The sequence below is a fragment of the Arsenicicoccus piscis genome (assembly GCF_022568835.1).
Classification (GTDB): Bacteria; Actinomycetota; Actinomycetes; order Actinomycetales; family Dermatophilaceae; genus Arsenicicoccus; species Arsenicicoccus piscis.
The window spans coordinates 574,446-593,892 of record NZ_JAKZHV010000002.1 but is presented as its reverse complement, the minus strand read 5'-3'; the positions used below and the strand labels follow the sequence as shown (position 1 = coordinate 593,892).

Below are 19,447 nucleotides of genomic sequence, written 5' to 3'. Positions count from 1 at the left end.
CGGATGCCTGGAGCTTGCGGGGTGGGGATACGCGCACGAACCCGTGGGCGCGCGGGGTCGCGGGCGCCGGCGCTCCGTTGTGGGCTACGCGGAGGCGGCCCGGACGTAGGCGTCGAGCTCGTGCAGGGGCATGGGCCGGGCGAAGTGGTAGCCCTGCATCAGGGTGCAGCCGAGCTCGGCCAGCAGGGCACGCTGCTCGGGGCGCTCGACGCCCTCGGCGAGGGGCTCGCGGTCGATGGAGCGGCACAGCTGCACCAGCGAGGCGATGAACTCGCGGGTGGTGGCGTCGCTGCCGAGGCTGGTGATGAACGAGCGGTCGAGCTTGACCACCTGGACGGGCAGCGCGCGCAGGTACTCCAGCGAGGAGTAGCCCGTGCCGAAGTCGTCGAGCCAGAGGTCGACGCCGAGGGCCAGGAGCGCGGCGCCGATGTCGGCGGACTTGTCGATGTCGAGCCCGGCGAAGGTCTCGGTGACCTCGATGATCAACAGCTCGGGCGGGAAGTCGGTCTCGGCGAGCAGCCGGGCGACGTCGTCGCAGAAGCTGGGCTGGGCGATGTGGGCGGTCGAGACGTTGACCGAGAGGCGGAGCGGGTTGAGCGGGCGGTGCCGGGCGTTCCACTCGCGCACCTGCGTGCAGCCCTCGCGCAGCGCCCACTCGCCGATCGAGGAGATCAGGCCGGTCTCCTCGGCGTAGGGGACGAACTCGTCGGGGCGCATCTGCACCTCGCCGTCCTTGATCCAGCGCAGCAGCGCCTCGACGGCGACAACCGAGCCGTGCTCGGTGTCGACGATGGGCTGGTAGTGCAGGGTGAACTCGCCCTGGGCGATGGCGTCGCGCAGGTCTGCCTCGAGGCGCAGCCGCTTGCGGGCCGCCTCGATGATCTCCTCGGTGGCGAGCACGACGGTGCCGCGGCCCTCGGACTTGGCGCGCGCCAGGGCGGCGTCCGACGCGGCGAGGACGGTCGGGCGCGGGGTCGGGTGGTCGACCCGGGCCACCCCGACGGACACCGAGATCTTCAGGACGGTGCCCTCGACCTGGTAGGGCTGGCTGAGCGCGTCGGCGAGGCGCACGGCGAAGCGCTGCAGCTCGCACCGGTCGCCGGCGCGCTGGCGGACGGCGACGAACTCGTCGCCGCTCATGCGCACGGCCTCGTCCTGGGCGCCGAGCAGGCTGCGCAGGCGCTGGGCGAGCAGGCGCAGCAGGCCGTCCCCGATCGCGTGACCGTAGGTGTCGTTGATCGCCTTGAACCGGTCTACGTCGATGGACAGGACGCCGAGGGGCAGCCGGGGGGACGTGCGGGGGAGGCGCGCGTCGAGGTGGTCCCAGAGTCGCTGGCGGTTGCCGAGCCCGGTGAGCTCGTCGCGCGTCGCGCGCAGCTCCAGCTCGCGCTGGAAGCCGAGAGCCCGCTCGGTCTCGTCGGCGAGCCGGGCGAGCGTGGCGGTCGCCTGCTGCAGCTGGGGGCCGGCGACACCACGGGGGACCCGCGGCAGCACGATGGAGCCGGTGCCGAGGGGGAAGACGATCGAGCCGCGGCTCTCGGGGACGACCGTGGCGGAGTAGCGCCAGTCCTTGCGTCGCCACAACCGGTCCAGGGCCGAGGTGAGGATCGGGCGCACCTCGTCGGCCGTGGTGGCGGACCGGATCCGCTCCGAGGCCTCGTAGAGCGCCTCGGCGAGCCAGCGCTGGTTGGACTCCAGGGTGAGCGCGGTCTGGTGGCCGACCGAGACGGTCATCAGGATGACCGCGACGACGGTGAGCTCGGGGCGGGTGATCGCGAGGGCTGCCGCGCCGATGGCGACGCAGCCGCCGCAGACGGTCGCGTAGGCACGCCACCAGATCTCGTTGAGCGAGGGGAGCGAGGCGTTCATGCCGTCGAGCCACACACCGAGGTCGGTGAGCACCTCGGAGACGCCGTCCTGCACGAAGACCGCGAGCAGGGCGGCCAGCGCGGTGCGCATGGTCACCTCCGAGGTGCTCGGTCCGAGCACGGCGAGGTAGACCAGGAGCGCGGCGGCGGCGGACAGGGCCCCCTGCGCGATGTTGAACAGCACGTCGATGCGCTTGGTGCCCATCCGCAGCGACACGACCCCGCAGAGGAACGCGACGGCTGCGATGTAGCCCCAGCGTGGACCGATCAGCAGCAGCGGCGCGGTGAGCAGCGCCTCCGGAGTCTCGGCCATGCCGGTGCGCAGGACGAGCAGCACCCGGTTCGGCATGAAGAGGGTGAGCAGCAGCAGGACGAGCACGGCGCCGAGATAGAGGTTGTTGGCGACCAGGGTGCTGGGCTCGGCCCGGGTGGCGAGGGCGAGGACAACCGGCACGCAGAGCAGGCTGACCGCCGTGGCGATCCGGAACGGCACGGTGGAGCCACCGATCGCCGCCTCCGACCGATTGCGGGGCTCGTCAGGCACCTTCCGGCCGGGCGCGGGGGCGCGCGCAGGGGCGCGACCTCGGGTCGCCGGGTCCAGCACGGTGGTGTTCACCTTGACTGCCCTTCGTCGTGACACCTCGCTACTCATTGAACTACATAGGTCACCGTACGTGTTGCAATTGCGAGGATTGATCGACTCGTCGGCATCCGTCGAGGGCGGTTCGCCGATTAGGGTGCGCCGGGAGAGCGCTGGTAACCTTGACTTTTGCCGTCGATCGGCCGCGGATCCAGAGCGCCGTGGGGACCAGCCCCGTGTGCACCGCGCAACGATATGTCCAAGGAGTCGTGCATGCCTCTCGAGGCTGACGTGAAGAAGAGCATCATCGCCGAGTACGCCACCCACGAGGGCGACACCGGCTCCCCCGAGGTCCAGATCGCCATGATGACCCAGCGCATCAAGGACCTCACCGAGCACGCTCGGGCCCACAAGCACGACCACCACAGCCGCCGCGGGCTGCTGCTGCTGGTCGGTCGCCGCAAGCGCATGCTGCGCTATCTCGAGACCACCGACATCGAGCGCTACCGCTCGCTGATCAAGCGTCTCGGGCTGCGCCGATAGCACCACCGAAGGAGCGGTCCCCCGAGGGGCCGCTCTTTCGTCGTTTCACCGCCGACGGCTCGTCGGCACCGTTCGTCCCTTCCGGCCCGCGGCCGGAGCGGCCCGCACACAACGACGATGTGCCGGGCTACGCACGACAGAGAAGGAGGACCCATGGAGGGTCCAGACATCACGTTCACCGAGGCCGTCATCGACAACGGCTCCTACGGCAAGCACACCGTCCGGTTCGAGACCGGTCGCCTGGCCAAGCAGGCCGGCGGATCCGTCACGGCCTACCTCGACGACGAGACCACGGTGCTGTCCACGACGATCGCCGGCAAGTCGCCGAAGGACCAGTTCGACTTCTTCCCGCTGACCGTGGACGTCGAGGAGCGCATGTACGCCGTCGGTCGCATCCCCGGCTCGTTCTTCCGCCGTGAGGGTCGCCCGGGCACCGACGCCATCCTCACCTGCCGGCTCATCGACCGGGCGTTGCGCCCGACCTTCAAGAAGGGGCTGCGCAACGAGGTCCAGATCGTCGAGACCGTCCTCGCGCTGAACCCCGACCACCAGTACGACGTCCTCGCCATCAACGCGGCCTCGGCGTCCACGCAGATCTCCGGCCTGCCGTTCTCGGGCCCCATCGGCGCCGTCCGCGTGTCCCTCATCGAGGGCCAGTGGGTCGCCTTCCCGAACTTCTCCGACATCGAGCGCTCCGTCTTCGACATGGTCGTCGCCGGTCGCGTCGTCGGCACCGACTCCGATGGCAGGCCCGATGTCGCCATCATGATGGTCGAGGCCGAGGCCACCGACTCCACCTGGGACCTGGTCAAGAACCAGGGCAAGCAGGCGCCGACCGAGGAGGTCGTGGCCCAGGGTCTCGAGGCCGCCAAGGCGTTCATCGCCGAGCTGTGCCGCGCCCAGTCCGAGCTCGCCGCGCAGGCCGCGAAGCCGGTCCAGGACTTCCCGATCTTCCTCGACTACGAGGACGACGCCTACGACGCCGTCGAGCAGGCCGCCGCCGGCGAGCTGAAGGACCTGCTGGCCATCGCCGGCAAGCAGGAGCGTGAGGAGCGTCTCGACGAGCTCAAGGAGCGCCTCAAGGCCGACCTCGGTGGCGAGGGCAAGCCGCTCGCCGGTCGCGAGAAGGAGATCTCCGCGGCCTACCGCTCCGTGCAGAAGAAGCTCGTCCGCGAGCGCATCCTGCGCGACAAGGTCCGCATCGACGGCCGTGGCCTCGCCGACATCCGCGCGCTGTCCGCGGAGGTCGAGGTGCTGCCGCGCGTGCACGGCTCGGCCATCTTCGAGCGTGGCGAGACCCAGATCCTGGGCGTCACGACGCTGAACATGCTGAAGATGGAGCAGCAGCTGGACACGCTGTCGCCGGTCACCCGCAAGCGCTACATGCACAACTACAACTTCCCGCCCTACTCCACCGGTGAGACCGGTCGTGTGGGCAGCCCCAAGCGCCGCGAGATCGGCCACGGCGCCCTGGCCGAGCGGGCCCTGATGCCCGTCCTGCCGACGCGTGAGGAGTTCCCCTATGCGATCCGTCAGGTCTCCGAGGCCCTCGGGTCCAACGGCTCCACCTCGATGGGCTCGGTCTGCGCCTCGACGCTGTCCCTGCTCAACGCCGGTGTGCCACTGCGCGGCATGGTGGCGGGCATCGCGATGGGCCTGGTCTCCGCGGAGATCGATGGTGAGACGCAGTACGCCGCGCTGACCGACATCCTCGGCGCCGAGGACGCCTTCGGCGACATGGACTTCAAGGTCGCCGGCACCAAGGAGTTCGTCACGGCCATCCAGCTCGATACCAAGCTCGACGGCATCCCCGCCTCGGTGCTCGGTGGCGCGCTCACCCAGGCCCGCGACGCCCGCCTGCACATCCTCGACGTCATGTCCGAGGCGATCGACGTGCCGGACGAGATGAGCCCGTACGCGCCGCGCATCATCACCGTCCAGGTCCCGGTCGACAAGATCGGTGAGGTCATCGGGCCGAAGGGCAAGATGATCAACCAGATCCAGGAGGACACCGGCGCCGACATCTCGATCGAGGACGACGGCACGGTCTTCATCGGTGCGGTCGACGGCCCGTCCGCCGAGGCGGCTCGTGCCGCGGTCAACGCGATCGCGAACCCGCAGATGCCCGAGGTCGGCGAGCGCTTCCTCGGCACCGTCGTCAAGACGACCACCTTCGGGGCGTTCATCTCGCTGCTGCCCGGCAAGGACGGCCTGCTGCACATCTCCGAGGTGCGCAAGCTCGTCGGCGGCAAGCGGATCGACTCGGTCGACGACGTCCTGTCGGTCGGCCAGAAGATCCAGGTCGAGCTCAAGGAGATCGACCCGCGCGGCAAGCTGTCGCTCGCGGCGGTGCTCACCGAGGAGCAGGAGGCCGCCAACGCCGCTGCTCCCGAGCAGTCGCGTGGTGACCGTGCCGAGCGTTCCGAGCGTGGCGGCGACCGTGACCGGGGCGAGCGTTCCGAGCGTGGCGAGCGAAGCCGCAACCGCAACCGTCGTGGCCGTGGCGACCGCGAGGGCAACGGCGAGGGCGGCGGCGACGTCGTGTCCGGCACGGCCGAGTCCGACGCGCTCGTCGGTGCCAGTGACTCCGGCAACCAGGCGACGGCGACCTCCGAGGACGCCTGACCCGCAGACCTGAGCGGCACGCCTGACCCGGCGCCGCTTCGGCGCAGGCCGAGCCCCCGTCACCGCATCGGTGGCGGGGGCTCGTGGCGTGCGTGGTGGCTACTGCGGCTTGGCGAGGTAGGCGAGGGCAGCGCTCACGGCGGCCTGGGTGCCGGTGCGCAGGGTGGGTTGCAACGCCGGGCCGAAGCCCGGGTTGTGGTTGGGCCGGGCCGCCTGGTCCGGGGTGAAGCCGCCGAATCCCCAGTAGGAGTAGGGGGTCTCCGGCGCGTCGGGGATGATGCTGAAGTCCTCGGACGCCGTCATCCGGCCGAGCTCGACGACCCGGTCGGGACCGAAGTGCTGGACGAAGGCCTCGGTCACGCGCGCCGTGACATCGGCGTCGTTGTCCGTCAGCGGATAGATGTCGTAGAGCTCGATCTCGGGTGGCCTCGGCGAGGCGGCCGCCTCGCACTCGGCCGTCACGATCCGCCGGATGGCGGCCACCAGCTGCTCGCGCACGCCGGTGTCGTAGGCCCGGATGTTCAGCAGCATCGTCGCGTCGTCCGGGATGATGTTGGCCTTCGTGCCGGCCTGGAGGCTGCCCACGGTGACGACGCCGAACTGCCCCGGTGGCAGCTCGCGGGAGACGATCGTCTGCAGCCGGGTGACGATGGCCGCGCTCAGCACCACCGGGTCTACGCCGAGGTGCGGCATCGAGCCGTGGCTGCCCTGCCCGTAGACCGTGACCCGCAGGCACGCTCCGGTCGACAGGATCGGACCGACCGTGGTGCCCACCTGACCGGCCGCCGGGCTGGCGAGCACGTGCTGCCCGAGGGCGACGTCGGGCCTCGGGATCGCGTCGACCAGACCGGCGTCCACCATCGAGCGGGCGCCGGCGGCGGTCTCCTCGCCGGGCTGGAACAACGCCTCGTAGGTCCCGGACCAGGCGTCGCGGTGCTCGGCGAGCAGGGCGGCCGCGCCGAGCGCCGCCGCGACGTGCATGTCGTGCCCGCAGGCGTGCATGACCGGGACGGTGCTGCCCTCGGCGTCGACCGCGGTCTTGGTGGAGGCGTAGGGCAGGCCGGTCGCCTCCTTCACCGGGAGGGCGTCGATGTCGGCGCGGAAGAGCACCGTCGGTCCGTCCCCGTTGTGCAGCACGCCCACGACCCCGCCACCGATCTCGGTCACGTCGTAGCCGAACGCCGTGAGCCGGCGCGCGATCTCGGCGACCGTCTCGCTCTCCTGCATCGACAGCTCGGGGTTGCGGTGGAGCTGCCGGTAGAGCTCCTCCTGCCAGTCGGTGATCTGGCCGAGGTCGGCCAAGACCGCTTCGGTGCTGCTCGTGCTCATCGCTGCTCCTTTGTCGGATGCCCAGTTCCTCACGTCGACGGCCGGCGCACAACGTGCGTGGCGCGTGTCGGTGGGTGCTGCTCGGCGTCGCGGTCGGCGCCGTTCCCAGGCAGAATGGGCGAGAACCGAGGAGGAGCATGTCGATCGTCGATCGGGTGGACCAGTTCCAGCGCCGGCATCCCGTGGTCGGGTTCCCGCTGGCCGTGCTCTACAAGTTCTTCGACGACCAGGGTCCCTACCTGACCGCCCTCATCACGTACTACGGGTTCTTGTCCATCTTCCCGATGCTGCTGCTCTTCTCGTCCGTGCTGGGTTTCGTGCTGCAGAGCCGGCCGGACTGGCAGGAGCGGCTGATCGACTCGGCGGCCAACCAGATCCCGATCATCGGCGAGGAGCTGAAGAACGCCACCCTGCAAGGGAACACGACGGCGATCGTCATCGGTGGGCTCGTCGCGCTCTACGGCTCGCTCGGCATCGCGCAGGCCATCCAGAACGCCATGAACGTGTGCTGGGCGGTGCCGCGCAACCAGCGGCCGAACCCCTTCCTGGCCCGCGCCCGCTCGACCCTGATGATCCTCACCGCCGGGTTGCTCGTGCTCGTGACCACCATCGCCGCCGGTGCCGGGACCCTGGCGGGGGACGCCGGCATCGACCTGGGCGCGTTCGGCACCTACCTGGTCCCGGCCATCACGATCGCGCTCAACGCGGCCGTGTTCATGCTGCTCTACCGCATCTCGACCGCCCACCCGATGCGCCGGCGGCAGGCGTGGCCGGGGGCGATCTTCATGGCGCTGTGGCTGTTCGCCGTGCAGACTTACGGCACGGGCTACATCGGTCGGGTGCGCACCTCGAGCCAGACCTACGGCACCTTCGCCATCGTGCTGGCCCTGCTCGCGTGGGCCTACGTGGCGGCCCTCGGGCTGGTGCTCTCCGTCGAGCTCAACGTCGTCGCCGCCAAGAAGCTCTATCCGCGGGCGCTGCTGACCGTGTTCACCGACAACGTCGACCTGACCCGCGCGGACAAGAAGATGTACGAAGGCATGGTGAACGCCAACCGGCTCAAGGGGTTTCAGCAGGTCGAGGTGTCCTTCGAGCGCAACCGCAAGGACCTGGAGGCCAAAGCGGCGGCCGAGGATGCTCAGCGGGCCGAGGGCGCGCAGCGGTCCGACGGCGCTCAGCAGCCCGAGGGCGCGGCGAGGGAGCCGTAGGTCTGCTTGGCCTTCTCCAGGGCCGCGACGTAGCCGGAGCGCTGGTAGTCCGTCGCGTCGACGTCGGTGGGCACCGCGAGCATGCCGCGCAGCGCGTCGAGGTTGGCCAGGTGCTTGCGGTCCATCCAGGTGCGCAGCTCGGCGAGGATCACCGCGGCGTGCTCGGGGCCGTGCCGCAGCAGCGCCGACGCGGTCATGGCGACATCTGCCCCGGCCAGCAGGTACTTCGCGACGTCGAGGCCCGACCAGACGCCGGAGGTGCCGGCGAGCGAGCACGCCACCCGCCCCCGCAGGGCGGCGATCCAGGTGCGCGGCAACCGGCCCTCGAAGGGCGAGGACAGCTCGACTCCCGGCGCGACAGAGAGGGTCTCGCCGTCGATCTCGGGCTGCAGGAACCGGTTGAACAGCACCAGGCCGTCCGCGCCGGCCTGGTCCAGCGCCACCGCGAGCCGCCCGAACGAGCTGAAGTAGGGCGAGAGCTTGACGGCGATCGGGAGGTCTACGGCGTCCCGGACGTGCCGCAGGATGTCCAGGTGCCGCTGCTCGATCTCCGTGCTGGTCATCGTCAGGTCGCCGGGGACGAGGTAGATGTTGAGCTCCAGAGCCGCAGCCCCCGCCTCGCTCAGCTGTCGGGCGAAGTCGACCCAGCCGCCGTCGGTCGAGCCGTTGAGGCTGGCGATCACCGGGATGTCTACCGCCTGCGAGGCGCGCTCGACCAGGTCGAGGTAGCGCACCGACGTGCTGGTGGTCGGGGTGGCGGCGGCGTGGGGACCGGACGGGATGTCGGGGAAGTAGCTCAGCGACTCGGCGAAGGACTCCTCGTGCGCCTCCTGCAGCTGCAGGTCGCGAGCCGCCTCGTGGCGCAGCTGCTCCTCGAACAGCGAGTAGAGCACGACGGCGCCGACGCCCGCGTCCTCGAGCCGGCGGATGGTCGAGATGTCCTGGGACAGCGGGCTGGCCGAGGCGACCAGGGGGCTGGGCAGGGTGAGCCCGAGGTAGCGGGTCTGCAGCGGGCTGGTCATCGGCTGGCTCCGAGCTCGTCGATCTGGGTGGCGGCGTTGTCGGTGCGGCGTGCGTCGGGCGCGAACTGCTCCGCGTCGGCGTGCTCCATCTGCTCGTAGTCGGCCCAGCGGCGGTCGACGGCCTCCTGGGCGAGGGTCAGCAACCGCTCGGCCTCGCGCGGGTCGGCCTGCGCCAGCATGCGATACCTCAGCTCGCGAGAGTGATAGTCCCGCAACGGGATCCGCGGCCTGGGGGAGTCGAGGAGGAAGGGGTTGCGGCCCTCCATCCGGAGCACCGGGTTGTAGCGCATGAGCGGCCAGTGGCCCGAGGCGACCGCGCGGTACTGCTGGTCCAGGCCCTGGCGCATGTCGATGCCGTGGGCGATACAGTGGCTGTAGGCGATGATGAGCGACGGCCCGTTGTAGGCCTCGGCCTGGCGGAACGCCGTCAGCGTCTGCTGCGGGTCGGCGCCCATGGCCACCCGGGCGACGTAGACGTTGCCGTACGAGACGGCTTGCAGCGCAAGGTCTTTCTTGCCGGTGGTCTTGCCCGCGGCCGCGAACTTCGCCACGGCGCCGAGCGGGGTCGACTTGCTCGACTGGCCGCCGGTGTTGGAGTAGACCTCGGTGTCGAGCACGAGGACGTTGACGTCGCGCCCGCTCGCCAGCACGTGGTCGAGACCGCCCGAGCCGATGTCGTAGGCCCACCCGTCACCACCGACGATCCAGACGCTGCGACGCAGCAGGTGGTCGGCCACCGAGCGCAGGTCGTCGGCGTAGGGGCCGTCCACGTCGGCCAGCCGCTCGTGCAGCACGACGAGCCGGTCCCACTGGTCGGCGAGCTCGGACTCGCGGGCCTGAGGCGCCTCGAGGATGGCGTCGGTCAGCTCGGCCCCGACCTCGTCACGCAGCTGCCCGAGCCGCTTGCGGGCCAGGTCGGTCTGCAGGTCGGCCGCGAGCCGCAGGCCGAGGCCGAACTCGGCGTTGTCCTCGAACAGGCTGTTGCTCCAGGCGGGTCCGCGGCCCTTGGCATTCTTGGCCCACGGGGTGGTGGGCAGGTTGCCGCCGTAGATGGACGAGCAGCCGGTCGCGTTGGCGACGGTGACGCGGTCGCCGAAGAGCTGGGTGAGCAGCCGCAGGTAGGGCGTCTCGCCGCAGCCGGAGCACGCCCCGGAGAACTCGAAGAGCGGCCGCAGGAACTGGGTGCCGCGCACCGTGCCGAAATCGACCCGGGTGCGGTCGTTGACCGGCAGCGTCTCGAAGAAGGCGACGTTGGCGCGCTCGGCCTCGAGCCGCGGAGCGACGGGCGTGAGGTTGATCGCCCGCCGGTTGGGCTGACCGAGCGGCTTGACCGGGCACGCCTCGACGCACAGCCCGCACCCGGTGCAGTCCTCGGCGTAGACCTGGAGGGTGTAGCGCGTGTCCGGAAGGCCCACCGCGTCGATCGGAGCGGAGGCGAATCCCGTTGGTGCGCCGTCGAGCTCGCCCTGCGTGTAGTACTTGCTGCGGATGACCGCGTGCGGGCACACCATCGAGCAGCTGCCGCACTGGATGCACGCCTGCGGGTCCCACTCGGCCACGACGTCGGAGATGTTGCGCTTCTCGTACTGCGTCGTGCCGCTCGGGTAGGTGCCGTCGATCGGGAGGAGGGAGACCGGCAGGTCGTCGCCGCGGCCGGCCAGCATCGGTGCCGTGACGGTGCGGACGAACTCCGGCGCGTCGGCGGGGACCGGTGGCACGAGCTCACGCTCGCCGCTCGCTCGGCCGGGGACCTCCAGCCGGTGCAGGTTGGCGACCGCCTGGTCGACGGCCGCCTCGTTGCGCGCCACGACGTCCGGCCCGCGGCGACCGTAGGTCTTGCGGATCGCCACCTTGATCTGCTCGATCGCCTCGTCGGCCGGCAGCACGCCGGAGATCGCGAAGAAGCAGGTCTGCAGCACGGTGTTGGTGCGGTTGCCCATCCCCGCCTCGCGCGCGACCAGGCCGGCGTCGATGACGTGCACGTCGATGCCGAGGTCGATGATGCGTTGCTGCAGCGGCCGCGGCAGCCGGTCCCAGACCTCGTCGGCCGGGAACGGCGCGTTGAGCAGCAGGGTCGTGCCCGGACGAGCCGTCTCGAGGATGTCGACCCGCTCGAGGATGCTCCAGTGGTGGCACCCGATGAAGCCGGCCTGCCGCACCAGGTAGGGCGCTCGGATCTCCTGCGGGCCGAACCGCAGGTGGGACACCGTCCGGGAGCCGGACTTCTTGGAGTCGTAGACGAAATAGCCCTGGGCGTAGGTGTGCTCACGCGCACCGAGGATCTTGATCGTGTTCTTGTTGGCGCCCACCGTGCCGTCGGACCCGAGCCCGTAGAACACCGCGCGCAGGGTCTGGGCGTGCTCGACGTCGAGGTCCGCGTCGTAGTCCAGGGACAGGTGGGTGACGTCGTCGGTGATGCCGACCGTGAAGCGGGGGCGTGGCTCCGGCAGCGCCAGCTCGGCGTAGATCGCGGCGACCATGCCGGGCGTGAACTCCTTGGACGACAGTCCGTAGCGTCCGCCGATGATCGTCGGCATGGCGTCGCGCCGGCCCTGGGCGTAGGCCTCGCCGAGCGCCGACACCACGTCGAGGAAGAGCGGCTCGCCGCCCGAGCCGGGCTCCTTGGTGCGGTCGAGCACGGCGATGCGCCGGGCCGACTCGGGGATCGCTGCGAGCACCTGCTCGACCGGCCACGGGCGGTAGAGGCGGACCTGCACGACCCCGACCTTCTCGCCGGTGGCGACCAGCCGGTCTACGGTCTCGCGGCAGGTCTGTGCCCCGGACCCCATGACCACGACGACGCGGTCGGCCTGCTCGTGCCCGAAGTACTCCACGAGCTGGTAGCGACGGCCGGTCCGGTCGCCGAGCCGGTCCATCTGGCGCTGCACCACGTCCGGCGTCCAGCTGTAGAACAGGTTGACCGTCTCGCGGGACTGGAACGAGGTGTCGGGGTTCTGCGCGGTGCCGCGGATGAACGGGTTCGCGGGGGAGAGGGCGCGCTCACGGTGCTCGTGGATCAGCTTGGGGGACAGTATGGCTCGCAGGTCGTCGTCGCTCAGCAGATCGACGGTGTTGAGCTCGTGCGAGGTGCGAAAGCCGTCGAAGAAGTGCACGAACGGCACCCGGCACTCCAGCGTCGACAGCTGCGCGACGAGGGCGAGGTCGTGCGCCTCCTGCGGCGACGCGGACGACAGCAGGGCGAAGCCGGTCTGCCGCACCGCCATGACGTCCTGATGGTCGCCGAAGATCGACAACCCTTGGGTGGCAAGCGATCTCGCCGCGACGTGGAAGACGGTGGAGGTGAGCTCGCCCGCGATCTTGTACATGTTGGGGATCATCAGGAGCAGGCCCTGGGAGGCTGTGAAAGTGGTGCTCATGGCGCCGCCCTGCAGCGCGCCGTGCATCGCGCCGGCGGCGCCGCCCTCGGACTGCATCTCGACGACGGTCGGCACCTGACCCCAGATGTTGGTGCGGCCGTGGGCGGACCACTCGTCGGCGAGCTCGGCCATCGTCGAGCTCGGCGTGATCGGGTAGATCGAGCACAGCTCGTTCAGCCGGTAGGCGACCGACGCGGCTGCCTCGTTGCCGTCGATGACGACGCGCCCGCCGCTCATCGGATCCGCCCGCTGCCGGCGCCGAGGGTGGGGTCGTCGACCATCTCGATGGCGTGCACGGGACACTGCTCGTAGCAGGTGCCGCAGCCGGTGCAGCGGGTGTAGTCGTAGCGATAGCGATGTCCCTGGCCCAGCTTGATGACGGCGTCCTCGGGGCAGGAGCCGAGGCACCCGTCGCACTCGAAGCAGTTGCCGCAGGACAGGCAGCGCCGCGCCTCGAAGTCGGCCTGCTGCTCGCTGAGCCCCCCGACGACCTCGGCGAACGCCGCGACCCGGGCGTCCGGGTCGAGCTCGGGCTGGTGCCGGCGGCGGTGGTCGCCGAAGTACCACAGGTGCAGCTGGTCGTAGGTCGCGATCTTGTGCTTGTCGGGTCGCACGTCCGGTCGTCCCGCCAACCAGGCGTCGATCGAGCGCGCCGCCCGCTTGCCGTGACCCACGCCGATGGTGACGGTGCGCTCGGACGGCACCGCGTCGCCGCCGGCGAAGATGCCCGGCACGTCGGTCATCAGGGTCTGCGGGTCGACCTGCACGACGTCACCCTCGAAGCGCATGCCCGGGATCTGCTGGAGGAAGCGGGTGTCGGCCTCCTGGCCGAGCGCCAGGATGACCGTGTCGGCCTCGAGCCGCTCGAATCGTCCTGTGCCGCGAGCCTTTCCGTCGTCGTCGAGCTCCATGACCTCCACCGTCAGGTCGTCGTCGACCGCCGTGATGGTGCGCAGCCAGCTCATCGTCACGCCCTCGCGCTCGGCGTCCTCGCGCTCCTCGGCGTGCGCCGGCATCTGCTCGGCGGTGCGTCGGTAGACCACGAGCGTCTCGGCCGCACCCAGCCGCCGGGCTGTGCGCGCGGCGTCCATCGCCGTGTTGCCGCCGCCGTAGACCGCGACCTTGCGGCCGATGATCGGGCTCTGCCCGGACGCCACGCCGCGCAGGAACGAGACGGCGTCGACGATCCGGGTGGCGTCGCGCGACGGGATGTCGACCTTCTTGGACAGGTGGGCGCCGACCGCCACGAACACCGCGTCGAACCCGCCCTCTCGCTGCTCGGTCAGCAGGTCCGTCACGGTGTGGCCGGTGCGGATGCGGACCCCGAGGGCGCGCAGCCGGTCTACCTCTGCGTCCACGACGTGGCGGGGGAGGCGGTACTCCGGGATGCCGTAGCGCATCATGCCGCCGACCTCCGGCGAGGAGTCGCGGATCTCGACCTCGTGGCCGACCCGGGCCAGGTGGTAGGCCGCCGAGAGGCCGGACGGCCCGGCCCCGACCACGAGCACGCGGTGCCCCGTGCTGGTCGCGGGCCGGTCGAGCGCCCAGCCCCGCTCGATGGCGAGGTCGCCGAGATAGCGCTCGACCCCGTGGATCGACACGGCAGCGTCGAGCTCTGCTCTGTTGCAGTCGGTCTCGCACGGGTGGTAGCAGACCCGACCGTGGATCGCCGGGAACGGGTTGTCCTGGACGAGCTGGCGCCACGCCTGCTCGGGCTCGCCCGCCTTGATCAGGCGCAGCCACTCCTGGATGTTCTCGCCGGCGGGGCAGCCCGCGTTGCACGGCGGCAGCAGGTCGACGTAGATCGGCATGCGCACCCGGACGGGGCCGGCCCGACCGGCCTCGGTCGCCAGATCAGGGAGCGCGGTGATGTCACGGTGGTCGACGGCCATGGCTGCTGCACCTTCTGTCTTCGTCCTCGAAGCGTGCCAACAGGCTAGTCCGGCCGACCTTGGTGTCCCACGGCGGGGTCGCTCTTGGGTCATCTCATGCGTCGACCCGAGCGACGGCCGGCTCTGGTCCGGCAGATCCCGCAGCGTTCATGACGACCCTGACCTCAACGATGGAGATGGCAGATGCGGATTCGTGTCGCGGGTGGACTGGGCGTCTTCGGTCGCCGTGTGGTCCCGAGCCTTGTCAGGCAGGGACACACCGTGTTCGCCACCACACGCTCCCCGACCCGAGTGCGTGCCCTCGAACAGCTCGATGCCCACCCGATCGTCGCCGACGTGCTGGATGACGAGGCTTGGGACGGCGCGACACAGAGAGCACGGCCGGAGGTGGTGCTGCACCTCCTGACGGACCTCGGCACCGGCGACCCGACCTCCAACGCCCACCTTCGCGCAGTCGGCACCCAGAGCCTGGTGGGGGCTGCCGACCGGGCCGGGGCGCGTGTGGTGGCTGAGTCGATCAGCTGGGTCAACCCGCCTTCGTCGGCGCCCGCTGACGAGGCGACACCCCTTTACCTGCAGGCGGGCGAGCCGCGCCGGACCATCGCAGGAGTCGCCGCTCTTGAGGCTGCCGTCATCGGGTCGCACGGCGTCGTCCTTCGGTGCGGCCAGCTCTACGGTCCCGGCACCTGGTTCGCCCGCGAGGGCCGCCACGGGTTGGCTGCACGCGCCGGATCTCTGGTCGTGCCGAGCGCAGTGGCCTCGTTCGTCGAGGCGGATGACGCCGCCCGGGCGTTCGTCCAGGCCTTGGCCTGGCCATCGGGCCTCGTGAACATCGTCGACGACGAGCCTGCGGGAGGCCGCGAGTGGGGGCCGGCCTTCGCGGCCGCGGTCGGTGGCACGCCGCCGCAGGTCGATGACAGCAACGGCATCGGGCGCCCGGTCCGCAACCGAGCAGCCCGTCAGCTCGGCTGGGACCCCAGCGCGGCGTCATGGCGCGAGGGGTTCACCCAGCTCTGAGCGGCGGCGTGTCGCCGATGGCGAGGATGCCGGCCGATGCGGCAGCGACTGCCTGATCCAGCCAAGGAGGCATGTCGAGGTCGGCGCGAAGGTACCGCCGGACGAGCCCGTAGCCGTTCTCCTGGCACGCCACCGCGACCAGCGCCAGGGTGTCCTCGTCGGTGCGGCCGTAGCGCCTACGGCTCAGCTCCACCATGGCGTCCCTCACCCTGTCGTTGACGTGGGCGACGTCCTCGGCGAGCTGACCGCTCACCGTGTGGGCGAGATCTTGCTGCCGGTAGAGCGTCATGGCGATCGCGTCGAGCCTGTGGGCCCGACAGAACGCGGGGACGTGCACGGCCGCAGCGACGGCTGCCTCGTGGGGATCGCTCCCGGCGAGGGCCTCGAGCAGTCCCACGTGGAATCGCCGCACCGAGCGAAGCCAGAGGGATCCGAAGAGGGCGTCCTTGGTCGCGAACCGGTAGTAGACGGAGTTGGGTGGCGTTCCCAGCTGCGTCGCGACGTCGGCGACGGTGGCATCCCGCCACCGCTGCGCCACAACCAGCGCGGCGGCGTCGAGGATGCCGTCGGGGGTGAAGCGGGCAGGTCTGGCCATGTGGCCATCATGCCGTGCTAGTTTTTGACCATGAAAACAAAAATGGCAGGGGCGTCGAGCTCCTCCTTGGCCGAGGTGCTCCCGGGGCACCAGTTCAGTGAGCACCACAGCGGGATCGTCGACGCTCCACCAGAGGTCGTCTGGAAGTCGCTTCGACAGCTGGGGTGGTCAGATCTGCGGGTGGCGCGGCCAGTGATGTCGATGCGCAAGCTGGGTGGCAGCGTCCTGCAGGGTCCCCTCGTCGAGACGTTCACCGAGCGGGCGGCCGCCGTCCTGGTCGAGGACGCGCCGACCAGGTTGCTGCTCGCCATGGTGGGCAAGCCGTGGTCTGTGGTGCCCCAGCGAGTCACGATGACTTCGATGGAGGACGTGACGTCGTTCACCGATCCTGGTTGGCTGAAGTACGGCATGGAGTGGGTGCTTCATCCGCTACCCGAGGACCGCACCCTGGTGGAGACCCGCACGCTGTGCGAGGCGACTGATGCCACGGCGCGGCGGCGGTTCGGGATCTACTGGCTCGGGATCCGGGGCGCAAGCGGGCTGGTGCGACGGGAGATGATCTCCGCGCTGCGCCGGTAGGCTGACGGGCGTGAGCGACACGATCAAGGTCTCTGTCATCGGCGCCTCGGGGCGCATGGGTTCGACGGTCTGCCAGGCGGTCGAGGACGCGCCGGACACCGAGCTCGTCGGCCGCTACGACGTGGGCGACGACCTGGGCGACCTCGGCGGCGCAGACGTCGTGGTCGAGTTCTCGGTGCCCGACTCGTCGCCGGCCAACGTCGCCTACTGCGTAGACCGTGGCGTGAGTGTCGTGGTGGGCACCACCGGGTGGGACGAGTCGCGGCTCGAGACGCTGCGCGCCCAGGTCGAGCAGGCGCCCGAGGGCACGGGCGTGCTGATCGCGCCCAACTTCGCGATCGGCGCGATCTTGATGATGTCCTTCGCGCAGCAGGCGGCCCGGTTCTACGAGTCGGTCGAGATCATCGAGCTGCACCACCCCGGCAAGGTGGACGCGCCGTCCGGCACCGCCGCACGCACGGCCGACCTGGTCGGGGCGGCGCGCGAGGAGGCCGGACTCGGCGACGTGCCGGACGCGACGACCCACGATCCCCACGGCGCTCGCGGAGCCCGCGTGCACGGCGTGCCGGTGCACTCCGTGCGGCTGCTCGGGCTGGTCGCGCACCAGGAGGTCCTCCTCGGCGGCGAGGGCGAGCAGCTGACCATCCGGCACGACTCGTTCGACCGGGTGTCGTTCATGCCGGGCGTGCTCGAGGGGGTCCGCAACGTGCGCCAGCACCCGGGCGTCACGGTCGGCCTGGAGCACTACCTCGGCCTGTAGGCGAGGCCGGACCCGCTAGCCTCCAGACCATGAGCCGCATCTTCCTGACGAGCGTGGCCTCCGTCTACCCGCTCTACCTCGCGAAGATCGAGAAGAAGGGCCGCACGCAGGCCGAGCTCGACCAGGTCATCAGGTGGTTGACCGGCTTCGACGAGACCGAGCTCGCTGCGCACCTGGAGGCGGGGACGACCTTCGAGGACTTCTTCGCCGACGCCCGCCTCACCCCGCACGCGTCGTCGATCACCGGCGTCGTGTGCGGCGTGCGCGTCGAGGACGTCGAGGACCCGCTGATGCAGCGGATCCGCTACCTCGACAAGCTGGTCGACGAGCTGGCCAAGGGCAAGGCGATGGATCGGGTGCTCCGCAGCTGAGCTTCGAGCGGCGAGACCCCGCGCGGACACCTCAGCGCTGAGCGCCCAGCGCCACAGCACCACCCCGTGCTCGCCGGCAACTTGTGGCAACCGATGGTGCGGACGATCGGACGGACCGAACACTGAGTGGCACCACCCGCCCTCGTGAAGGATCCCGGAATGTCCGCAGGCTCAACGGCGAGCAGCACCGAAGCACACGGTGCCCTCCACAAGATGTCGGTCCGATCGATCTTCAGCTACATGCTGGGGGACTTCGGCTGCAACCTGGCGTTTGCCCTCGCCAACACCTGGCTGCTCTTCTACTACACCGACGTCGCCGGCATCTCGGCCGCCGCGATCGGCACGATGTTCCTCCTGGTCCGGCTGTTCGACGCGTTCACCGACCTGGTGGCGGGTCGGGCGGTCGACGCGACGATGACGCGCTGGGGCAAGTTCCGCCCGTTCATCATCTTCTTCGCACTCCCGCTGCTGTTCTTGTCCTACCTGACCTTCCACGTGCCCCACAGCCTCAAGGTCACCGGGACCAACACCAACGAGGGGCCGGCGCTCCTCTACGCCTACATCACCTACATGATGCTCGGCCTGCTCTACTCGATGGTCAACATCCCCTACGGCTCGCTCGCCTCGGCGATGACCCAGTCGGTGGCCGAGCTCGCCAAGCTGGTCGCCTGGCGCATGTGGGGCAGTGCCGCCGCCGGCGTGTTCCTCACCTATCTGATCGCCCCGCGCATCTCCGACGTCCAGAAGAAGATCACGGCGGCCAAGAAGGCCGGCGACACCGTGCAGCTCGCCGCCCTGCAGAGCGACATGCAGACGATCTTCACCCAGACGACGCTCGGCTTCATGGTGCTCGGCTTCGCGTGCTTCCTGATGGTCTTCTTCAACTGCAAGGAGCAGGTCGTCCGGGTCCAGGCCAAGACGACGATCAAGGAGACGATCGACACGCTGCGGCTCAACAAGCCGCTGCAGATCCTCTGCCTCAGCAGCCTGTTCTACCTGACCGGCGTCTACGCCGTCGGGCCGGCGACCGCCTACTACGCGCGCTACATCCTCGGCGACGTGTCGTGGACCGCGCCGATCACCCTCGTCAACGCCGGCATCGCCCTGTTCTTCTCGCCGATGGGTGCGGCCGTGCTCGCGCTAATCTTCCTGGCCATCAGGGGAGTTGGCGCCTCGATCATCAACGTCGCCATGTTCGGTCTCGAGGCCGACACCGTCGAGTACGGCGAGTGGAAGAACGGCACGCGCACCGAGGGCTCGACCTACGCGATCTACTCGTTCACCCGCAAGCTGACGCAGTCGCTCGGTGGCGCCATCAGCGGCTGGCTGCTCGCGTGGGGTTCCTACAAGGCGGGCGCGGACATCCAGCCGGAGTCGGCGCTGACCGCGATCCGCGCCGCCATCGCCCTGGTCCCGGCCGTGGTCGCGATCTGCGCGATGCTCGTCTTCTGGAAGTACCCGCTCAACGACGACTTCTTCCGCCGCATCCGCAACGAGACCGAGAGCCGCAAGGCCCAGCGCGGTCACCTGATCGGCCCCGGCGGCACCGTCGTCGACGCGCCCCTCGACTGATCGGGCACCAGCAGCTCGACAGCGCACGGTAGACCGTGCCGCGAGCCCAAGAGAGCCGGCTGCACCCTCGGGTGCGGCCGGCTCCTTGGTTGACTCCCGATCCAAGCGA

14 protein-coding genes are annotated in these 19,447 nt (G+C 70.3%); 8 read left to right on the top strand and 6 right to left on the bottom strand.

The features are described from left to right. Window positions 1-84: 84 nt before the first annotated feature. On the bottom strand, window positions 85-2,484 hold the full coding sequence (locus MM440_RS05685; protein ID WP_241443283.1) for a putative bifunctional diguanylate cyclase/phosphodiesterase: 2,400 nt from the start codon (window positions 2,482-2,484) through the stop codon (window positions 85-87). 237 nt (window positions 2,485-2,721) lie between these two features. On the opposite strand from MM440_RS05685, the gene rpsO reads away from it, so the two are divergent. Further along, window positions 2,722-2,991 carry a 30S ribosomal protein S15 gene (gene rpsO, locus MM440_RS05680; RefSeq protein ID WP_241443281.1) on the top strand — a complete coding sequence of 90 codons (270 nt, stop codon included), beginning with the start codon at window positions 2,722-2,724 and terminating at the stop codon, window positions 2,989-2,991. A 153-nt stretch (window positions 2,992-3,144) separates the two neighbouring features. Next, window positions 3,145-5,616 carry a polyribonucleotide nucleotidyltransferase gene (locus MM440_RS05675; RefSeq protein ID WP_241443279.1) on the top strand — a complete coding sequence of 824 codons (2,472 nt, stop codon included), beginning with the start codon at window positions 3,145-3,147 and terminating at the stop codon, window positions 5,614-5,616. 99 nt (window positions 5,617-5,715) lie between these two features. Here MM440_RS05675 and MM440_RS05670 read toward each other — a convergent pair whose 3' ends face one another. Next, window positions 5,716-6,945, bottom strand: coding sequence for an amidohydrolase (locus tag MM440_RS05670; protein WP_241443277.1), 1,230 nt, complete (start codon window positions 6,943-6,945; stop codon window positions 5,716-5,718). 137 nt (window positions 6,946-7,082) lie between these two features. Between MM440_RS05670 and MM440_RS05665 the strand changes: the two genes are divergently transcribed. After that, the gene (locus tag MM440_RS05665) at window positions 7,083-8,153 is read left to right on the top strand and encodes a YihY/virulence factor BrkB family protein (RefSeq protein ID WP_241443275.1); all 1,071 of its coding nucleotides are present in this window, start codon (window positions 7,083-7,085) and stop codon (window positions 8,151-8,153) included. Here MM440_RS05665 and MM440_RS05660 read toward each other — a convergent pair. Genes MM440_RS05660 through MM440_RS05650 form a run of 3 tightly spaced genes read right to left on the bottom strand, consistent with a single transcriptional unit; the run spans window position 8,120 to window position 14,537 of the window. Then, window positions 8,120-9,175: a dihydroorotate dehydrogenase-like protein gene (locus MM440_RS05660; protein WP_241443273.1), complete on the bottom strand. Its 1,056-nt coding sequence runs from the start codon at window positions 9,173-9,175 to the stop codon at window positions 8,120-8,122. The two genes, MM440_RS05665 and MM440_RS05660, sit on opposite strands and share 34 nt — an antisense overlap. Further along, the gene (nifJ, locus tag MM440_RS05655) at window positions 9,172-12,789 is read right to left on the bottom strand and encodes a pyruvate:ferredoxin (flavodoxin) oxidoreductase (protein WP_241443271.1); all 3,618 of its coding nucleotides are present in this window, start codon (window positions 12,787-12,789) and stop codon (window positions 9,172-9,174) included. Before nifJ ends, MM440_RS05660 begins: the two co-directional genes overlap by 4 nt. Further along, the gene (locus MM440_RS05650) at window positions 12,786-14,537 is read right to left on the bottom strand and encodes an NAD(P)-binding protein (RefSeq protein WP_277626279.1); all 1,752 of its coding nucleotides are present in this window, start codon (window positions 14,535-14,537) and stop codon (window positions 12,786-12,788) included. The genes nifJ and MM440_RS05650 overlap by 4 nt, the downstream gene beginning before the upstream one ends. Before the next feature lie 90 nt (window positions 14,538-14,627). On the opposite strand from MM440_RS05650, the gene MM440_RS05645 reads away from it, so the two are divergent. Continuing rightward, window positions 14,628-15,461, top strand: coding sequence for an NAD-dependent epimerase/dehydratase family protein (locus tag MM440_RS05645; RefSeq protein ID WP_241443267.1), 834 nt, complete (start codon window positions 14,628-14,630; stop codon window positions 15,459-15,461). Here MM440_RS05645 and MM440_RS05640 read toward each other — a convergent pair. Continuing rightward, a complete protein-coding gene (locus tag MM440_RS05640) occupies window positions 15,448-16,056 on the bottom strand; it encodes a TetR/AcrR family transcriptional regulator (protein WP_241443265.1) in 609 nt (202 codons plus the stop codon). The genes MM440_RS05645 and MM440_RS05640 overlap by 14 nt on opposite strands. A 201-nt stretch (window positions 16,057-16,257) precedes the next feature. Here MM440_RS05640 and MM440_RS05635 point away from each other — a divergent pair, with 201 nt between their 5' ends. The 4 genes from MM440_RS05635 to MM440_RS05620 all read left to right on the top strand — a co-directional run bounded on the left by MM440_RS05635 (window position 16,258) and on the right by MM440_RS05620 (window position 19,338). Beyond that, a complete protein-coding gene (locus tag MM440_RS05635; RefSeq protein ID WP_241443263.1) occupies window positions 16,258-16,635 on the top strand; it encodes a hypothetical protein in 378 nt (125 codons plus the stop codon). A 10-nt stretch (window positions 16,636-16,645) separates the two neighbouring features. After that, on the top strand, window positions 16,646-17,395 hold the full coding sequence (dapB, locus tag MM440_RS05630) for a 4-hydroxy-tetrahydrodipicolinate reductase (RefSeq protein ID WP_241443261.1): 750 nt from the start codon (window positions 16,646-16,648) through the stop codon (window positions 17,393-17,395). Between the two features lie 29 nt (window positions 17,396-17,424). Next, the gene (locus MM440_RS05625) at window positions 17,425-17,766 is read left to right on the top strand and encodes a DUF2200 domain-containing protein (protein WP_241443259.1); all 342 of its coding nucleotides are present in this window, start codon (window positions 17,425-17,427) and stop codon (window positions 17,764-17,766) included. A gap of 159 nt (window positions 17,767-17,925) precedes the next feature. Next, a complete protein-coding gene (locus MM440_RS05620; protein ID WP_241443257.1) occupies window positions 17,926-19,338 on the top strand; it encodes an MFS transporter in 1,413 nt (470 codons plus the stop codon). The last annotated feature ends 109 nt before the right edge of the window (window positions 19,339-19,447 follow it).

Coding starts and splice junctions, on each gene's coding strand:
- MM440_RS05675 (WP_241443279.1), top strand. CDS start 3,145: ATGGAGGGTCCAGACATCACGTTCACCGAGGCCGTCATCGACAACGGC.
- MM440_RS05660 (WP_241443273.1), bottom strand. CDS start 9,175: ATGACCAGCCCGCTGCAGACCCGCTACCTCGGGCTCACCCTGCCCAGC.
- MM440_RS05640 (WP_241443265.1), bottom strand. CDS start 16,056: ATGGCCAGACCTGCCCGCTTCACCCCCGACGGCATCCTCGACGCCGCC.
- nifJ (WP_241443271.1), bottom strand. CDS start 12,789: ATGAGCGGCGGGCGCGTCGTCATCGACGGCAACGAGGCAGCCGCGTCG.
- MM440_RS05670 (WP_241443277.1), bottom strand. CDS start 6,945: ATGAGCACGAGCAGCACCGAAGCGGTCTTGGCCGACCTCGGCCAGATC.
- MM440_RS05620 (WP_241443257.1), top strand. CDS start 17,926: ATGTCCGCAGGCTCAACGGCGAGCAGCACCGAAGCACACGGTGCCCTC.
- MM440_RS05645 (WP_241443267.1), top strand. CDS start 14,628: ATGCGGATTCGTGTCGCGGGTGGACTGGGCGTCTTCGGTCGCCGTGTG.
- MM440_RS05635 (WP_241443263.1), top strand. CDS start 16,258: ATGCGCAAGCTGGGTGGCAGCGTCCTGCAGGGTCCCCTCGTCGAGACG.
- MM440_RS05625 (WP_241443259.1), top strand. CDS start 17,425: ATGAGCCGCATCTTCCTGACGAGCGTGGCCTCCGTCTACCCGCTCTAC.
- MM440_RS05665 (WP_241443275.1), top strand. CDS start 7,083: ATGTCGATCGTCGATCGGGTGGACCAGTTCCAGCGCCGGCATCCCGTG.
- rpsO (WP_241443281.1), top strand. CDS start 2,722: ATGCCTCTCGAGGCTGACGTGAAGAAGAGCATCATCGCCGAGTACGCC.
- MM440_RS05650 (WP_277626279.1), bottom strand. CDS start 14,537: ATGACCCAAGAGCGACCCCGCCGTGGGACACCAAGGTCGGCCGGACTA.